The sequence below is a fragment of the Varunaivibrio sulfuroxidans genome (genome assembly GCF_029318635.1).
In the GTDB taxonomy this organism is placed as follows: domain Bacteria; phylum Pseudomonadota; class Alphaproteobacteria; order Rhodospirillales; family Magnetovibrionaceae; genus Varunaivibrio; species Varunaivibrio sulfuroxidans.
Map to the genome: position 1 here is coordinate 2,030,145 of NZ_CP119676.1, position 16,159 is coordinate 2,046,303.

General features: G+C 60.2%; 15 protein-coding genes. 8 read left to right on the top strand and 7 right to left on the bottom strand.

All coding sequences use genetic code 11. The annotated features are described in order from the left end of the window. Positions 1–100: 100 nt before the first annotated feature. The 4 genes from rarD (at position 101) to P3M64_RS09595 (ending at position 5,000) form a co-directional block, all read left to right on the top strand. On the top strand, positions 101–1,036 hold the full coding sequence (rarD, locus tag P3M64_RS09580) for an EamA family transporter RarD (protein WP_207893073.1): 936 nt from the start codon (positions 101–103) through the stop codon (positions 1,034–1,036). Between the two features lie 13 nt (positions 1,037–1,049). Then, complete coding sequence (locus P3M64_RS09585; RefSeq protein WP_243644684.1) at positions 1,050–1,949, top strand: DMT family transporter; 900 nt, start codon at positions 1,050–1,052, stop codon at positions 1,947–1,949. A 942-nt stretch (positions 1,950–2,891) separates the two neighbouring features. Continuing rightward, positions 2,892–3,614, top strand: a complete 723-nt coding sequence (locus P3M64_RS09590) for a J domain-containing protein (protein WP_276157017.1) — start codon at positions 2,892–2,894, stop codon at positions 3,612–3,614. Positions 3,615–4,025: 411 nt separating this feature from the next. Further along, on the top strand, positions 4,026–5,000 hold the full coding sequence (locus tag P3M64_RS09595) for a 2-hydroxyacid dehydrogenase (RefSeq protein ID WP_132937558.1): 975 nt from the start codon (positions 4,026–4,028) through the stop codon (positions 4,998–5,000). A 131-nt stretch (positions 5,001–5,131) separates the two neighbouring features. On the opposite strand, the gene P3M64_RS09600 is transcribed toward P3M64_RS09595, so the two are convergent. The 3 genes from P3M64_RS09600 to P3M64_RS09610 all read right to left on the bottom strand — a co-directional run bounded on the left by P3M64_RS09600 (position 5,132) and on the right by P3M64_RS09610 (position 9,326). Continuing rightward, the gene (locus tag P3M64_RS09600) at positions 5,132–5,863 is read right to left on the bottom strand and encodes a Bax inhibitor-1/YccA family protein (RefSeq protein WP_132937557.1); all 732 of its coding nucleotides are present in this window, start codon (positions 5,861–5,863) and stop codon (positions 5,132–5,134) included. A 155-nt stretch (positions 5,864–6,018) separates the two neighbouring features. Next, positions 6,019–8,568, bottom strand: coding sequence for an ABC transporter permease (locus P3M64_RS09605; protein ID WP_132937556.1), 2,550 nt, complete (start codon positions 8,566–8,568; stop codon positions 6,019–6,021). Next, a complete protein-coding gene (locus P3M64_RS09610) occupies positions 8,565–9,326 on the bottom strand; it encodes an ABC transporter ATP-binding protein (protein WP_456119827.1) in 762 nt (253 codons plus the stop codon). Before P3M64_RS09610 ends, P3M64_RS09605 begins: the two co-directional genes overlap by 4 nt. 123 nt (positions 9,327–9,449) lie before the next feature. On the opposite strand from P3M64_RS09610, the gene P3M64_RS09615 reads away from it, so the two are divergent. The 3 genes from P3M64_RS09615 (at position 9,450) to P3M64_RS09625 (ending at position 12,408) form a co-directional block, all read left to right on the top strand. After that, positions 9,450–10,091, top strand: coding sequence for an arylesterase (locus P3M64_RS09615; protein WP_132937555.1), 642 nt, complete (start codon positions 9,450–9,452; stop codon positions 10,089–10,091). A gap of 124 nt (positions 10,092–10,215) precedes the next feature. Next, entirely contained in the window at positions 10,216–11,337 is a 1,122-nt protein-coding gene (locus P3M64_RS09620) for an FIST signal transduction protein (RefSeq protein ID WP_132937554.1), read from the top strand. Between the two features lie 36 nt (positions 11,338–11,373). Further along, positions 11,374–12,408 carry an NADP(H)-dependent aldo-keto reductase gene (locus P3M64_RS09625; RefSeq protein WP_132937553.1) on the top strand — a complete coding sequence of 345 codons (1,035 nt, stop codon included), beginning with the start codon at positions 11,374–11,376 and terminating at the stop codon, positions 12,406–12,408. Positions 12,409–12,707: 299 nt separating this feature from the next. Here the strand turns inward: P3M64_RS09625 and P3M64_RS09630 are convergent, their stop codons facing one another. Next, positions 12,708–12,956 carry a hypothetical protein gene (locus P3M64_RS09630; protein ID WP_132937552.1) on the bottom strand — a complete coding sequence of 83 codons (249 nt, stop codon included), beginning with the start codon at positions 12,954–12,956 and terminating at the stop codon, positions 12,708–12,710. Positions 12,957–13,462: 506 nt separating this feature from the next. On the opposite strand from P3M64_RS09630, the gene thpR reads away from it, so the two are divergent. Then, positions 13,463–14,029 (top strand): RNA 2',3'-cyclic phosphodiesterase, encoded by a 567-nt coding sequence (gene thpR, locus P3M64_RS09635; protein WP_165886189.1) that lies wholly within the window; start codon positions 13,463–13,465, stop codon positions 14,027–14,029. Here the strand turns inward: thpR and P3M64_RS09640 are convergent. The 3 genes from P3M64_RS09640 to P3M64_RS09650 are packed head-to-tail and all read right to left on the bottom strand — an operon-like array spanning position 14,002 to position 16,054. Next, a complete protein-coding gene (locus P3M64_RS09640; RefSeq protein ID WP_132937550.1) occupies positions 14,002–14,703 on the bottom strand; it encodes an HAD family hydrolase in 702 nt (233 codons plus the stop codon). The two genes, thpR and P3M64_RS09640, sit on opposite strands and share 28 nt — an antisense overlap. Before the next feature lie 13 nt (positions 14,704–14,716). Beyond that, positions 14,717–15,574 carry a fructosamine kinase family protein gene (locus tag P3M64_RS09645; RefSeq protein WP_132937549.1) on the bottom strand — a complete coding sequence of 286 codons (858 nt, stop codon included), beginning with the start codon at positions 15,572–15,574 and terminating at the stop codon, positions 14,717–14,719. A 12-nt stretch (positions 15,575–15,586) separates the two neighbouring features. Next, complete coding sequence (locus P3M64_RS09650; protein ID WP_207893072.1) at positions 15,587–16,054, bottom strand: low molecular weight protein-tyrosine-phosphatase; 468 nt, start codon at positions 16,052–16,054, stop codon at positions 15,587–15,589. Positions 16,055–16,159: the final 105 nt, after the last annotated feature.

The window sequence follows — 16,159 nt, forward strand, 5'->3', positions numbered from 1 at the left end:
AGAAATTTGCAAATTTCGTCTATTTCGCGTTCCATGCTGGCGACGCTTAAAGTAGGTCGTGCGGCGCAATCGCGTGGCGATATAGGGATGATCCCCAAAAATGAACAAAACAACTCGCATGCGTACGGCCTTGGCGGGCGATACGCCGGCCCTTGGGGGTGTTTTCGCCCTGTCGGCATTTTCCATCTGGGGATTTTTCCCTTTATTCTTCAAGCTATTTGAAGGTGTGTCGGCCTTTGACGTGTTGGCCCATCGGGTGGTTTGGTCGGTTCTTTTTGTTTCGCTGGCGTTGCTTATGCGGCGACGTTGGCGTACGGCGGCGGGCCATGTGCGCGACTGGAAAAAGGTGCGTGGCTCGCTATTGTCCGGCCTGGCGATTGCCGCCAACTGGGGTATTTTTATCTGGGCGGTGGGACACGATCAGGTCCTTGAAGGAAGCCTGGGGTACTTTATAAATCCCCTGGTTTCGGTCATTCTCGCCGTTATTTTCTTAGGCGAGCGATTGCGTCCATGGCAATGGTTTTCGGTCGCCTTGGCCGGTGTCGGCGTTTTCAATATGGTTGTCAGTTTCGGCGCCGTGCCCTGGGTGGCGTTAAGTTTGGCCCTGACTTTCGGTAGCTATGGGTTGTTGCGCAAAATCGCGCCGGTCAATTCCCTCGACGGCCTGTTCCTCGAAACGCTTTTTCTAAGCCCGATGGCGGTGGCGTATCTGGTTTGGCTGGCCATCCATGGCGAGGGTGCGTTCGTTTTGGGAAATGGCCCGTGGGGCGGTCTTTCGTCGATGGATGTTTTCCTGATTCTCAGCGGCGTCGTGACCGCGCTTCCTCTGTTGTTATTCGCCCGGGCGGCCAAGCTGATTCGTCTTTCGACTTTGGGGCTTGTGCAATATTTGGTGCCGACGCTGCAGTTCTCGCTCGCGGTTTTTGTGTTTAAGGAGCCTTTCGGCGCAGATCATTTGATTACATTTGTGCTGATCTGGGTGGCCTTGGCGATCTTTAGCATAGACGCCATGACCCATCGCCGTCCCGTGACTTGAGAGCGTGGCGAAGATGGGAAACGATTACCGTCGAGGAATAGTGCTGTCGGCGTTGGGTATTTTGATCATCAGCCCCGACGCCATGCTGGTGCGTTTGATAGCAAGCGCGGACCCGTGGCAGATTGCGTTCTGGCGTACGGGCTTGATGGGATGCAGCCTGTTGGCCTACCTCCTGGTGCGCGCGCGAGTGCGCCGGCGACCGGCGTTCGCCTCCATTCGTGGAAAGACGTGGATCGTGGTCGGTCTGTTTTCCTTCAGCAACATCAGCTTCATCGGCGCGTTGACCCACACGTCGGTCGCGAACACCTTGGTCATCTTGGCGACCATGCCTTTTTTCGCCGCCATTTTGGGTTGGTCGCTCATCGGTGAGAAAGTGGCGTCGCGGACGTGGGTCTCGATAGGGTTGGCGTTGACGGGAACCGGGGTTTTGGTTTCCGGCTCGCTGGGCGGCGGTCATAGGATGGGCGACGCCCTGGCGCTTCTTACCGCCCTGATGCAAGGCCTGAACCTGATCGCGTTGCGCCGTTTTTCCGTCAACGACTTGGTGCCGCCGTTGTGCCTATCGGGATTTATCAGCGCCCTTGTTCTTGCTCCGGCGGCCCATCCTTTGGGCGTGAGTGGTCACGATTTTGCCCTTCTCGGGCTCATCGGATTGGTGGTTTTGCCGTTGGCGCTGTCCTTATTTTTTTCCGGGGCCCGCTTCGTTCCCGCCGCCGAAGCCGCGTTGTTCACCCTGATCGAAACGGTTTTGGGTCCGTTTTGGGCTTGGTTGGGCGCGGGTGAGATACCCGAGAGCACAACGCTCATCGGTGGTGCGATCGTGTTTGCGGCGATTGTGCTCAACACGTTTCGGGCAAGCCTGGAATATCGCCGTCGGATGCGCCGGATCGTTCTGGAAAAATCAGGCGGATAGCCCCATAAACTTTTTATGAAAAAATAAAAATGTGATCGAGTGGCGCATATTTTTCATACCGCGCCTTCGATTCCGTTTTAAACGTGGAACGAGCAATTTCCGTGTGGATGCACTTTATTATGGGTGTGTTGTCTACGGCGTATCGGTTCGACCGTTTCTATGGGCTGTCTGTTGGAGATCCGTCTAGATATCTATAACTTACTTAATATAAACAGAAAATTATCATTTCTGTTGCGGATGAAATAGAATCTTGAGGCTCGGTCTCGATAAAAATTGTGGGTGGGGGCATGTTATAACATGACGATTATAGGAAGATATTTTTTCTGCTCGGCCCCTTAAGGGGTCGTACTTTTTATCCATTTTGATCATTAATGCATTCGATTTAAAAATATTTTTTAAGTATTATTATGGAAAATATCATGAGATTTTATTTTTCATCGTCCCCCCGTTTTGCGTTGGTGGTTTTCCGTCAAGAGTCCAGATTCGGAAAATCGGGAGGGGTATGACGAGGGCTTTAGACCGCTTTCGAGATGGTCTTCTCATAACCCACCATTTTCTCTGCATTAAAAATATGCATAAGTAGTTATTGCCGGGAGAAGGCCTTAAATGGGTCGGCCTTATGGCCATTTTGTAAAAAATATTGACCTAGAATGGGCCGAAAAAGCCTTAGGTAGGGACGGAAAAGGGGAGGATGGTATCTTGAGGCGTAATATTATAAGTATTTATTAACCATGCATAATACAACTCATATCAATATATTATACAAGATTGTTCATATTAACAATTAAGTTTATGTCGGTATCGGGTGCTTGCTGGAACGTATTGGGCCCCTCAGAGAGATGAATGTATACATTTGTAGTTGACTGACCGATCCGTACCGCTAAGGTTACGACAAATCATGTCGTCGATCGTCACGTCTCCTGGAGTTCTCGGGATGCTCATGTGACAAACGGCGAAGGGGATGGGGGCGACCGCCAAGTGCAAGAACGGGGTATAGGCGACGCGGCGCATAAAAAATCTTATACGATCACGTGCTCAAGTACGTTTCGCGACGCTATTATAGGCTTGGCGGAAAGCAAGCGCGCCAATGTCGGGGATATTGCCCGTTCGGTGGTTCTTCTTTTTCCCGAAACGATCATTGCGGCGCGCCCCGATCCCGGCGAGCCGGCGCGCGACGATCGCGAGACCGTCGTGTTGAAATCGGGCGCTAGCGCGGGCAAGCCGTGGCGGCGCAAGCCTCGCCTTCAAGCTCGGCTGGCGCCGGGGTTGACGATACCCTTTTTGCGCCGCGCGTTGTCGATCGCCTTGGCGCTCGCTCGTGGACATCTGCTGCTCGACCTTGCGACCCCGGAAAAAAATAGTCAACGCGCGCTCGAAGTCACCGCGCAAAACGCTTTGCTAAGCGCTCGCACCGAGGAAGTTACGCGTCTGCGGACGATCGTCTCGGCACTGTCGTTCGACCCCCTAAGCGGGGGTGTCGAGACGCGCGATCAGGCCTTGTTCGTCTTGGGTCTACCCCCCGGCTCGCATCCCGATCAGCGCGTTATCCGGGCGCGGTTTCGGGCCTTGGCGACGATCCATCACCCCGATGGAGAAATGGGTAGCCACGTCCGAATGAGCCAGATCAACGCGGCGATGGAAATTCTGCGCCGGGGGGGTAACTAGGGTCAGGACCTCTTACTCTGGTGCGTCTGGTTTGTGAAAAATGCCCCAGACCTAGGAGAAGACTTGCCGGAAGTGCCGCTCACTTTCAAAAGTCTTCGACGACGTTCCTGGGACATTTTTCACAAACCCCCGCGGGACGGAATGAATTTAAGCGCGGATGTCGTTGTAAAACCCTTGCAATGAGGGCTATTGCAAGGGTTTTCCGCCTAACCCACACTTAAATTCATCTCCGCCAGACGCACCAGAGTAACCAGACGCACCAGAGTAAGAGGTCCTGACCCTAGCGCCTGAAACCGGAAAGATCCCCCGGAGGGGAGGCGGGCCGGAAGAAAAATTGGAGAACCCGCCTCACGGCCCGGAGGCGCAAACGCTCCGCCGTCGAAACGATATTAAAACGAGAGGAAACGCGCCGTGTCGAAAGCAACCGATAAGCCTCGTGTCCTGGTGACCCGCAAGTTGCCCGACGCCGTCGAGGCGCGCCTAAGGCGCGATTATGACGCGGTCCTGCAAAAAGAGGGTGAGGTTCTGGGCGCCGAGGAGATCGCCGCCTTGGCCGAGAAGAAGGATGTCGTGCTCTCGTGCGCCGCCGATCCGATCCGCCGCGACACCATTGACCGGTTTCCTCAAAGTGTGCGGATGATCGCCAACTATTCGGTCGGGTTCGAGCATATCGACCTGGAGGCGGCGCGCGCACGGGGGATCGTCGTCACCAACACCCCCGATGTCCTGACCGACGCCACGGCGGACATGGCGATGATGCTGATGCTAAGCGCCGCCCGGCGGATGCGCGACGGCGAAAAAATGCTGCGCGACAAGCGCTGGACCGGCTGGAATCCGACCCAGTTGATGGGGATCGAGATGACCGGAAAACGGCTCGGGATCATCGGCATGGGCCGCATTGGTCGGGCGGTGGCTAGACGCGCCCGTGCTTTCGACATGACGGTTCATTACCACAACCGCAACCGTCTCACGCCCGAACACGAACTGGGCGCGATCTATCACGGTGATCCCGAAGAACTGCTACGCCACAGCGACTTTCTCTCGTTGCATTGCCCGCTAACGCCCACCACCCGTCATTTCATCAATGCCGAACGGATCGCCTTGCTGCCCGAGCGCGCCGTGGTGGTCAACACGGCGCGTGGGCCGGTGATCGACGACGCGGCGCTGATCGACGCCTTGCGAACGGGACGTGTCGCCGCGGCGGGACTGGATGTCTTCGAGGGTGAGCCCGACGTCAACCCGGGCTATTTCGATCTGCCCAATTTGGTCATGCTGCCCCACATGGGCAGCGCCACGGTGGAAACCCGCAACGCCATGGGCTTTTTGGTGCTCGACAACATGGACGCCTTTTTCCGCGGCGAGGAGCCGCCGTGCCGCATCGCCTGAGCATGCCGGGCGACGTTTGTGACGGGGCGATGCGCGGCGCAGTCTCAAAAAAAGCCCGAGGGGGTGATCCCTCGGGCCTTTTTCTAGGGTATTAACCTTTTGTGGTGTTCCCCTTTTTGTCGTGGACTCCGCTAGCGGCGGTCGCCCAGAAGACGCAACAGCATCAAGAACAAGTTGATGAAGTCCAGATAGAGGGTCACCGCGCCCATAATCGACTTCTTGGCGGCGATTTCCGCGCCGTCGGCCTCATAGTACATGGACTTGATCTTCTGGGTGTCATAGGCGGTCAGGCCGACGAAGACCAGCACACCGACCACCGAAACCACGAACTGCAACGCCGAACTCTGTAGGAACAGATTGACGACGCTGGCGATGATAATTCCGATCAGGCCCATGAACAGGAACGAGCCGATACCCGACAGGTCGCGTTTGGTGGTATAGCCATAGAGGCTCATTCCGGCGAACATCGAGGCGCTAATGAAGAACACCCGCGCGATCGAGGTCCCCGTGTAGATCAAGAAGATGGAGGCCAGCGAAAGCCCCATGACGGCGGAGAACGACCAAAACAGAATTTGCAGCGTGGACGCCCGCATCTTGTTGACGCCGAACGACATCGCGAGCACGAAACCGAGCGGGGCCAGCATCACGACCCATGAAAGGGGCGTGCCGAAAATGAGCTGCATCAGTTGGGGCGACTTCGACGTGGCGTAGGCGACGATGCCGGTCAACGCCAGGCCGGAGGCCATGTAGTTGTAGATTTGCAGCATATAGGCGCGCAGCCCTTCGTCGATGACTGCGCCGGCCGCGCTACCGGGCGCGGCGCCGGTGCGCAGCTGAAAACGATTGTCGGGACCGTAAGCCATGGAAAGCTCTCCTAACGGATGAATGAAACCTAGCGTTAATATGTCAGGAAACTGTGGCAAATCAAGGGCGGAACGGAGATATCGGTATAATAATCGTCCGATAGTTAGGGTGCGCGTGAAAGTCGCGCAAAAAGGCGCGATTCGCGGCGTGCGCCCTATTCGTTGCGTAGGTACGGCGCGGCCTTTTCGCCCAGAGCGCTCCAGGTCGCGGCGAATCCGGCCCCGATTGTGATCGCGATGCTGGCGATCACGGCGCCGAGGACGCCCTGGGGTAAAAAGACCCAGTCGCCGTGCATCAAGAAGCGGATAACCGCCCACGCCGCCGCGCCGCCGACAACGGCGGCGATGACGCCGGTGACCACCCCAAGGACGCCGAATTCGAGCACGAAGGCGCCCAGCAACTGCCTACGGGTGGCGCCGAGAACCTTGAAAATGACGCCGTCATAGACTCGGCGTTGATGTTGCGCGGCGACGGTTCCGCCGAGCACTAAAATTCCCGACAAGAGGGTGATCGCGGCGACCGCGCGCACTGCGCTTGCGATCGACGAGAGAATTTTATCGGCGGCCTGTAACGCCTCGCGCACGCGAATGGTGGAGATGTTGGTGAAGGCGTCGCCGACCGCGCGCTCGACCGCGGTTTCCCCCGATGGGGGAATTTTTAGGGCGGCGATATAGGTTTGCGGCGCATTTTCCAAAACCCCGGGCGCGAAAATGATGGCGAAATCGAAGCGTAGCGTGCGCCAGTCGATCTCGCGCAGGGCGGCGATGCGGGCGCGCACGTCGCGGCCCAGGATGTTTAGGGTCAGGGTGTCGCCGACGCCGATCCCGAAACCGCGTGCGATGGCGCTGTCCAGGGAAATCAGCGGCGGACCCTTATAGTCCGGGGGCCACCATTGTCCCGCCGTGATTTTTGTCCCCGGCGCGGGCTGCGCCGCATAGGTCAGCGCCCGGTCGCCCTGAACGGCCCATAGGACGTCGGGGGAAACGCGCGCTTTTTCGACCGCCACGCCGTTAATTTTGACGATCCGCCCGCGCAGCGTCGGCACCTGTTGCAAGTCGTGGGCGCCGGGGATGCTTAGCACGGTCTTGTCGAAGGCGGCGATCTGATCGGGCTGGATATCGATAAAGAAAAAGGCGGGCGCTTCGTCGGGCAGGCGGGTCCCGATTTGATGGGCGATATTGCCCTGAATCAAAACCACCGCGACCAGTACCGACAGGCCGAGTCCCAACGACAACACCACTCGCGTCGTTGGTGCGCCGGGGCGATATATATTGGCGATCGCCATACGCGCCATCGTCGGCAGGGCGGCGTTGACGCCGGGGGAGGCCCCGATGCGCGTCGCCGCCGCCATCACCGCCCAGGCGCACAGGCGCAAGATCGCGAACACCGCCGCCGAGACGGCGACGAACCAGTAGGCGAAATGAGGCTCCGGGCTGGTCAGCACGACAAGGCCGCCAAGGGCTAGGGCGCACAGGGCGATAAGCCCCAGGAAGATTCCCTTGGGGCGTACGGATGTAGGCACAATGACATCGCGAAACAGGCTCGCCGGGGGGATTTCCCGGGCGCGGGCGAGCGGCCACAGCGCGAAGGTCAGCGCCGTCAGGGCGCCGAACGCCGCGCCCGTCGCCAAGGGGCCGCCATAGAGACCGATCCTGGGCGCGGTGGGCAGCGCGCCGCGAAACAGTTCGATCATCAGCGGCGGCGCGCCGGCCCCTAAAACCAGCCCAATCAGGATGCCGATCCCCGCCAAGACGCCGATTTGAACCACATAAATGCGAAATATCAAGGTGCTGGGCGCCCCGATCGATTTCAAGGTGGCGATCGTCGCGACCTTGCTTTCAAGATAGCTTTGGGTGCCCGACAGCACACCGATGCCGCCGACCAGCAACGCGGTCAGGCCGACGAAATTCAAAAACAGGGTCATCCGCTGCAAGAAACGCTGAACCCCCGGCGCGGCGTCGTCGGGGCCGTGAACCCGCCACCCCGCGCTGGGGAAGGCGGCTTTCAGGGCGGCGGCCCAGGCCGTGGCGTCGGTTCGGGGCGGTAGCAAGACGCGGGTGTGGTAGGTGACCTGGCTGCCCGGTTGGATCAGGGCGGTTTCGGGCAGGGCCCCCTCGGAAATCATCACCCGCGGCCCCAGGCTGAAGACCGAGGCGATTCGGTCGGGTTCGTTCGTGATCGCGGCGCGGATTTGAAAAGTGGCGTCGCCTATCGTGATTTTATCGCCGATTTGGACCCCCAGACGGGTGAGCAGCCCTGCATCGACGGCGGCCCCGTAGATACCGTGTTTCGGTCTTAGGGCGTCCGTCGCCGTCATCGCCGGGGCGAGAACGAGGGTCCCGGTCATCGGATAGGCGCGATCGACGGCCTTCAATTCGACCAAGGTGCGCCGCGATTCGGTTTGCGCCATGGCGCGCATTTGAACGGTTGTCGCGCGGGCGCGGGCGCGACGGTCGATCCAGGCCGTTTGTGCGGGCGAGGGAAGGGCGTAACGAGTAGCGATATCGACGTCCCCGCCCAACAGGACCTGGGCGTTGTCGTGGATGCCGCCGAGCAGGGATTGGCTCAGGGCGCCGACCCCGGAAATCGCGCCGACGCCGAGGGCGAGGCAGGCGATCAAAATGCGAAACCCGCCCATTCCGGCGCGTAATTCGCGTCGGGCGATGCGCGCCGCCAAGACCCAGCCGCCGCGCCTCGCCGTCATCGCCCGTTTCGCCTGTCGTCGAAGGCGATCAAACCATCGGCCATATGCACGATCCGCCCGCAACGCTCGGCCAGTTCGGGGGCATGGGTGATCAGGATCAAGGTGGTGCCGACGGCGTCCTGCAGTGAAAACAGAAGATCCATCACGCCGTGGCCGGTCGCGCCATCGAGGTTCCCCGTCGGCTCGTCGGCGAGCAGCAGGGCGGGCTCGCTGACGAACGCCCGCGCCAGGGCGACGCGTTGCTGCTCGCCGCCCGACAGCTGACCCGGGTAGTGATGGATGCGATGGCCCAGGCCGACCGCATCGAGACGGTCGCGGGCGTGCTCAAAAGCATCGCGTCGAGCGGCGAATTCCAGGGGCAGGGCGACATTTTCCAGCGCCGTCATGTTGGCGATTAGATGAAAATTTTGAAATACGACGCCGACCTTCCGGCGACGAAAGAGGGCGAGACGATCCTCGCCGAGGCTGGAAATTTCCTCCCCGGCGACCACGACGCGCCCGGCGGTGGGGCGCTCCAGACCGGCGATGACCATCATCATCGACGTCTTTCCCGATCCCGACGGTCCGACGACGCCGACGGTTTCGCCGATCCCGACACCAAGTGTAATTCCGCGCAATATATCGACCGGACCGGCGATACTGGGTAGAGTCAGGCGGACGCTATCCAGTTGAACCGCGTGCCCCATCGCGTGCCCCGTGTCGTCCGGCGTGGAGGTGGCATGGGGCGCGCGGTTGTCCGGGCCGGTCGAATGTGACATGAAAGGTACCACTGGGTTGTTACGCGAAAATGATGGAGCGTGTCGGTGTTTATACCCTCATTCGGATATGGCCGGAGATCCTTTCTTGTCAACGCGCCCGCCCGCTTCTTTGTGGCGGTTCTCGTGGCGGCGGCCCTTTGGGCGGCGCGCGCGCATGCCGACGGCGTTAAATCCCGGACTGCGGCGATCCGTATCGTCGCCATCGGCGATAGTCTGACGGCGGGTCTCGGCCTGCGCGAACAAGACACTTTCACGGTGCGTCTCGATGCCGCGTTGAGGGCGAGGGGGCATAACGTCACGGTGGTCAACGCCGGGGTTTCCGGGGACACCACGGCGGGTGGACGGACGCGACTCGCGTGGACGATCGCGGGATCCGGCGCGGAGAAAACCGACGCCGTGATTTTGGAACTGGGCGCGAACGACGGCTTGCGTGGGCTCGATCCGGGCGCGACTTTCGCCAATCTGGACGATATTCTGACCCGTCTGGGGCGGCGAAAAATCCCGGTTTTACTCACCGGGATGCTGGCCCCACCCAACCTGGGGCGGGACTACGCCCGACAGTTCAGGGAAATTTACATCCGCCTGGCGCAAAAGCATGACGTCGTTTTTTATCCTTTTTTCCTTGCGGGCGTGGCGGCGGACCCGAAACTTAATCAAAATGACGCCAAGCACCCCAACGCCGACGGGGTGAAGGTTATCGTGAGGCGGATATTACCCGCCGTCGAAAAGCTACTTAAGCGTGTTTCCGGGCGGGGCGAATCCTAAAAATCCCGCTTCCGGGGGGGCGCGGTCTTTTTGCGGTGACGTTTACCTTATCGCTCACCATGTATAACATTGTTTGCTAACATACCGTGGCGCGCCCCGCCCAATTCCAGCAGGAGATTTCCTTATGAAGACGCCGTTTCGCGCGACCTACGCCAAAGCCGACGGATGGGCGCTTGCGGCGAAGGCTTGTGTCGAAAATATCGGGCCGATTTCCGACGATATAAATTTTGGATTTTTGTACATTAGCGATGATCTGGTGGAAGACGCATCCAGTATTCTGACATTCTTGCGTCAAAAAACGGGGATTCCCCACTGGGTCGGGGCGAGCGGCGTGGGGATTATCGCGCAGACCGACGATTTTTTCGAGCAAGGCGTGTTGACGATCATGGTCGGCGCCTTTCCCCCCGACAGTTTCAAGGTCTTTCCCTCTTTAGACGAAGAGGAGGTCCCCGCCGACCTGATGGCGTGGGCGCAAAGGCGTACGCCGGTGACGGGCCTGATTCACGCCGACGGCGACAGCGAATTTCTGCCCGAACAAATGCAGGCCTTGAGTGACGAGGCCGGGGCGTTTCTGCTTGGCGGCTTCGCCTCGGCGCGTGGCGACAGCGCGTTGGTCGCCGACGAGGTCACCAAGGGCGGCATGGCCGGAGTGTTGTTCGACCCCCAAGTCGGCGTCGCCGCCGGACTGTCGCAGGGGTGCGTCCCCATAGGTGCGGCGCACGTCGTTTCCGACGCCATCGAAAACGTGCTGGTCGGTCTCGACGGTCGTCCCGCCCTGGAGGTGTTCAAGGAGGATGTCGGCGAGACCATCGCCCGCGACCTGAAACGCGCCGGGGGTTTGATTCAGGCGGCGATTCCGATCGAAGGTTCGGATACCGGCGATTTCATGGTGCGCGGCTTGTTGGGAATCGACCCGCAACGTGGCTGGATCGCCATCGGGCAAGATATTCAGGTCGGCGAAAGAGTGATGTTCGCCAAGCGCGATTCAAAGATCGCACGGGAAGACATGCGCCGCATGCTGACGCGCCTAAAGGCCCGTCTTGACGCCGACGGCACGCCGATTCGCGCCGCGATTTACGTGTCCTGTTTAGGCCGAGGGCCGGGCATGTTCGCCGACGGCGTCAGTGAAACCGAACTGATCGAAGAAATCCTAGGTGATTTTCCGATGATTGGCACCTACGCGGGTGGCGAAATTTCCGGTGGGCGCATATATAGTTACACGGGCGTGCTCACGCTCTTCATCTGATATGCCTTCTCCCATTACGGAAAAACGGACAGCACCATGAAATATACGACGCTCGGGCGCACCGGCATCGAAGTTAGCCGTATTTGTCTCGGCACGATGACCTGGGGCCAACAAAACACCCGCGAAGACGGCTTTGCGCAAATGGACATGGCGCTTGAAAAGGGGGTCAATTTTTTCGACACCGCCGAAATGTATTCCATTCCGCCGGCGCGGGAAACGTATGGCGCGACGGAAACGATTATCGGTCAGTGGCTGAAGGATCGCGGCGCGCGCGACAAGGTGGTGCTGGCGAGCAAGATCATCGGCCCCGGTTTCGACTGGGTGCGCGACGGCAAGGTCAAGCACAACCGAACCCATATCGAAGCGGCGCTTGACGCCAGCCTGAAGCGCTTGCAGACCGATTACCTCGACCTTTATCAACTCCACTGGCCGGAACGCAAGACCAACTTCTTCGGCAAGCTTGATTACGTCCATGACGGGAATGACGACTTCACGCCGCTTGAGGAAACCCTGGCGGTATTGGACGATCAGGTCAAGGCGGGCAAGGTGCGCGCCATCGGTCTGTCCAACGAAACGCCGTGGGGGGTAATGAAATACCTGGAGCTGTCGGGCCGTCTGGGTTTGGCGCGGATGGCCAGCGTGCAAAACCCCTATAACTTGCTCAACCGGTCCTTCGAAGTCGGCCTGGCCGAAGTGGCGATCCGCGAGCAATGCGGCCTGCTCGCCTATTCGCCGTTGGGGTTTGGCGTTTTGTCGGGAAAATACCTAAACGGAGCCGCGCCCGAGGGTGCGCGGGTGACGCTATTTCCGCACTATTCCCGCTATACCCAGCCGCGCGGCGTCGCCGCGACGGAGGCCTATGTCGCGATCGCGCGTAAGCACGGCCTTGATCCGGCCCAGATGGCGCTGGCGTATGTCAATTCACGGCCTTTCACGACAGCCAACATTATTGGCGCGACGACGTCGGAGCAGTTGGCCTCGAACATTGCCTCGATCGAACTTACGCTCGATGCGGACGTTCTGGACGAGATCGAAGCGGTGCACCGCAGCAACCCCAATCCGGCGCCGTAACAAAATTGCTCCGATGTGTGGCCGATGCGGGTTTGTAGTGAAACGCGCCGGAGGAACCTTCCTCCGGCGCGTTTGCATTATTGGGGGGGGCTTGTTGGGAAATACTGAAGTTCGGGCCGCCTGCGGGATCTCGAAGAAGAGGAGGGTGGCGGCGGTTGTGGGGTTCATGAGGGGAAGGGGAGACCCCACCAACCGCCGCCTGGGTCGGGCGAAGAATAAGACGGAAACTTCAGCCCGATGTCGGTTCACCCGGTCGTGCGTGGGAAAGCGTGTGCGCGCCGAGGGTATCGAAGAAAAAACTACAGTTTCGGTTTCCGGTTGACTTCGGATGCGACCGAAGCGGTATCGGTGCGGGCCTTTTGCAGCGCGGCTTGCCGTTGCGCCTGGACCTCGTTTCGGGCGACCGTGCGCCAATCCGGGCCGCGTTCGATCTTATTGTAGGAGACGACGCCGAAGAACGATGCGACGACCGCCAGCACGAAGATATAGGCCGTGAGGGGCTTTTTCGATTGCGTGTTTTGCTTGGCGTTGGCGGTCGGCGTGAGCATCGGCGGGTTCTCCTGTGTAGCGGGGCTTTTGTCGGTAAACGTACCTGCGCTCCGCATGATCTTCGGCAGGTCTAGCAGACCCCTTTTGAACCGTTCCTGAACCGGGCGTTCATTTTCAATTCAGCCAGGAACGGTTTCGGCGCGATAGGGGGCGGACTCGCCGTGGGGGGGCCCGCCCCACGGAGTCAAATCGCGCCGGAAAGCACCTTGTCGTAGGAAATGGCGAGAAAAAAAACCGTGCTCGCACCGATGATAAAAAGATAAGCGGTTAGGGGCTTACGCATTTTTAGGTCTCCTTGCGGGTGTTGTCCGGGGTTGTCATGTTGACGCCAAGATATAGGATAGCGGGTGAACCGGCCCTGAACTTGACGTTCATTACCCATTCATTTCAGGTTCATCGCGGGTTCAGTCTCGCCCCGGCTTTGATGTCTCTTCGCGCGCGCGTATGCGGGCATATGCGCGAAGATAATGCGGGCATATGCGCGAAAATAATGAAGGGAGACGCCGTGTTTCGCCTCTTCGTCGCCATCGGATTGCCGCACCCGCTTCCCGATGGCTTGGACGCCCTACGTAGGGAATTGCCCGGGGCCAAGTGGGTGGCGTCGGACAATCTGCACCTGACCCTGCGTTTCATCGGCGCGGTGGATGAAAGCGCCGTCGCCGAGATCAACGTCGCCCTGGCGACGCTTAGTGCGCCGCCGTTGATCGTAAGGCCGACGGCGGTCGGCGTTTTTTCTCGACATAACATCCCCGCTCACGGCCACATGGCCCACACCCTGTGGCTGGGGGTCGAGGCGCGGCCCGACCTGATGGCGCTGGCGCAAAGGATCGACGCGTTGATGGCGGCCCGGGGGATCGGGGCGCGGGAGCGGGATTTCTTTCCCCACGTGACGCTGGCCCGTCTGAAACGAGTCCGTGAGCAGGACCTCGAAGCCTATCTCGCCCGCGCTGGCCGGGTGCGCGTCGCCCCCGTCGCGGCGGACCGCTGTACCCTTTACCGCAGCGATCAGGCCGAAGACGGTGTTCGCTACGTGGCGCTGCGAAGCTATCCGCTGGACGGCGCCGCGCCCTGATCGCCGTCGAGACGTGCGAGCAAGGCGTTGAGGCGCGTCATATCGGCAAAAACGTCAAGCGCCCCGGCGTCCCGCAGCCGGGCGTCATGACCGGGAGCGATGTGCCCGCCGCCGATGAAGCCCAATACGCGCATGCCCGCGCCGACCCCGGCCTGGACCCCGGCGAGGCTGTCCTCGATAACCACCGTGTGGGTGGGATCGGCGGCCATCGTTTCGGCGGCGAACAGAAAAAGATCGGGGGCGGGTTTGCCGTGGGCGACTTGTCCGGCGCTGAACAGATGGCCATCGAAATAATCGATCAAATGGGTCAGGGTCAGCGAATGGCGGATTTTTTCCGACGATCCACTGGAGGCGACGCACTTGGCGAAGGGGCATTTCTTCAGGGCCTTGCCGATGCCGGGCATGGCCTTTAGGTCCCGCTCGAAGGCCAGCAGGTCACGGCGGCGGACCTCCTGCTCGAAGTCGGGGGGCAAGGCGACGGCGTCTTCGCGTTGAATGTGCGCCTGAACGGCGGGCAAGGAAATGCCGGTGAAGCGCGCCCGGCATTGGGCCGGACTAATGGTCAGCCCCAACGTCTTCAAGTATGCCGAAAGGACGTGGCTGGCGATCAATTCGGAATCCACCAGGACGCCGTCGCAGTCGAAGATGACCAGATCGATGGGGAAGGAGAGCATGCTTTTTCCGATTCTAATGGCCGAAGCGGCGCAAGGTGGTGTCCACCGAACGGACGTACGATCCGCCGAATAGGCGGACGTGGACCAAAAGGGGGTAAAGGTTATAAATGTCCCGGCGGCACTCGAAAAAACCGGGTCGAATAGGGCGTATTTCGTTGTAGCGGTTGAAAAAATCATGCCCGAAGGTGGCGAACAGGGTGGTGAAAGCCAGTTCGATCTCCCGGTCGGAAAAAGAAATCGCGGGGTCGATGAAGCCGCTGATGCGGTTTTGGTGAACCAGAATATTGCCCGTCCACAAATCGCCATGGATTAACGCCGGCGCCTCGGGCGCGTCGAGCCAGCGCTCCAGGTGGTCGGCGAGGCGACGTACGCGCAACCAAATCTCTTGCGGTAGGCGGTCCGCCCGATGGGCCTCGTCCGCCATGTGTACCAAACGGTGGCTGCGAAAAAAATCGATCCATCGGGGAGTCCACGGGTTGGGTTGGGGGAGGCCCCCGATCACGGTGTCGTAGAAATAGCCGAAGCCTTGCGCCGAGGTTACGCCGTGAAGATCGGCGATCAAATCCGCGGCATGGCGTTGCGCCGCCGCGCCCAGCGCCCCGCCCGAGGGCAGCAGCGTTTCAAGCAAAAGACCGGGTTCACGGAACAGGACATCGGGCAGCGGTAGGCGGCTGCGCCGGCGCAAATCCGAAAGCATCGCCCCCTCGATGTCCACGCCGCTTTGTGGGTCGCCGACCTTGGCGACAATGGCGCGCCCGTCGGCCAGGGTGACGCGATAGACATCGCCGACGCAGCCCCCGCCGAGCGGCGCGGCGTCGACCACCGCGCTTTGGGCGGCGGCGGCGATGCGGGCGAGAACGGCTTGTTCCATTGTCTGCGACCGCTACAGGTGTTTCTTACGGATGTCGTCGAGCAGGCCGCGCGCCGCCGCCTCAATCATGTCGTACACGCCGTCGAAGCCACCGTGATAGTAGGGGTCGGGCACTTCGCGCACCCCTATATGGGGGGCGAAATCGAGGAACATGGACAGTTTTTCGGCCATCCGCGGCGGGCATATGGCTTGCAGATTGCGGTGGTTCTCGCGGTCCATGGCGAGAACGTAATCGAAACGCTCGAAATCCTCGGTGGTCGCCTGGCGACCGCGCAGGGCGGAGATGTTGATGCCGCGCCTTTTCGCCTCGTCCTGCGCCCGCGGGTCGGGGGCCTCGCCGATATGGTAGGCGTGCGTGCCTGCCGAATCGACATGAATTTGCGCCTCCAGTCCCTCTTCGCGCACCAGATGACGAAACACGCCTTCCGCCGTCGGCGAACGGCAAATATTACCAAGACAGACAAATAATACGTTAACCACGCGCGCCCCTTTCGCCCAGTATCCCATTTCGTGAGCGGAATTATCCCGAAGCGCTCCCTTTTGCGCAAGCCATTCCGTCGCGGCGGAACCGGGGAGGATGGCGGA

What these genes read in the sequence shown, in the direction of transcription:
- rarD (WP_207893073.1), top strand. Translation starts at nt 101, where the DNA reads ATGAACAAAACAACTCGCATGCGTACGGCCTTGGCGGGCGATACGCCG.
- P3M64_RS09585 (WP_243644684.1), top strand. Translation starts at nt 1,050, where the DNA reads ATGGGAAACGATTACCGTCGAGGAATAGTGCTGTCGGCGTTGGGTATT.
- P3M64_RS09600 (WP_132937557.1), bottom strand. Translation starts at nt 5,863, where the DNA reads ATGGCTTACGGTCCCGACAATCGTTTTCAGCTGCGCACCGGCGCCGCG.
- P3M64_RS09605 (WP_132937556.1), bottom strand. Translation starts at nt 8,568, where the DNA reads ATGACGGCGAGGCGCGGCGGCTGGGTCTTGGCGGCGCGCATCGCCCGA.
- P3M64_RS09610 (WP_456119827.1), bottom strand. Translation starts at nt 9,326, where the DNA reads ATGTCACATTCGACCGGCCCGGACAACCGCGCGCCCCATGCCACCTCC.
- P3M64_RS09620 (WP_132937554.1), top strand. Translation starts at nt 10,216, where the DNA reads ATGAAGACGCCGTTTCGCGCGACCTACGCCAAAGCCGACGGATGGGCG.
- P3M64_RS09625 (WP_132937553.1), top strand. Translation starts at nt 11,374, where the DNA reads ATGAAATATACGACGCTCGGGCGCACCGGCATCGAAGTTAGCCGTATT.
- P3M64_RS09630 (WP_132937552.1), bottom strand. Translation starts at nt 12,956, where the DNA reads ATGCTCACGCCGACCGCCAACGCCAAGCAAAACACGCAATCGAAAAAG.
- P3M64_RS09640 (WP_132937550.1), bottom strand. Translation starts at nt 14,703, where the DNA reads ATGCTCTCCTTCCCCATCGATCTGGTCATCTTCGACTGCGACGGCGTC.
- P3M64_RS09645 (WP_132937549.1), bottom strand. Translation starts at nt 15,574, where the DNA reads ATGGAACAAGCCGTTCTCGCCCGCATCGCCGCCGCCGCCCAAAGCGCG.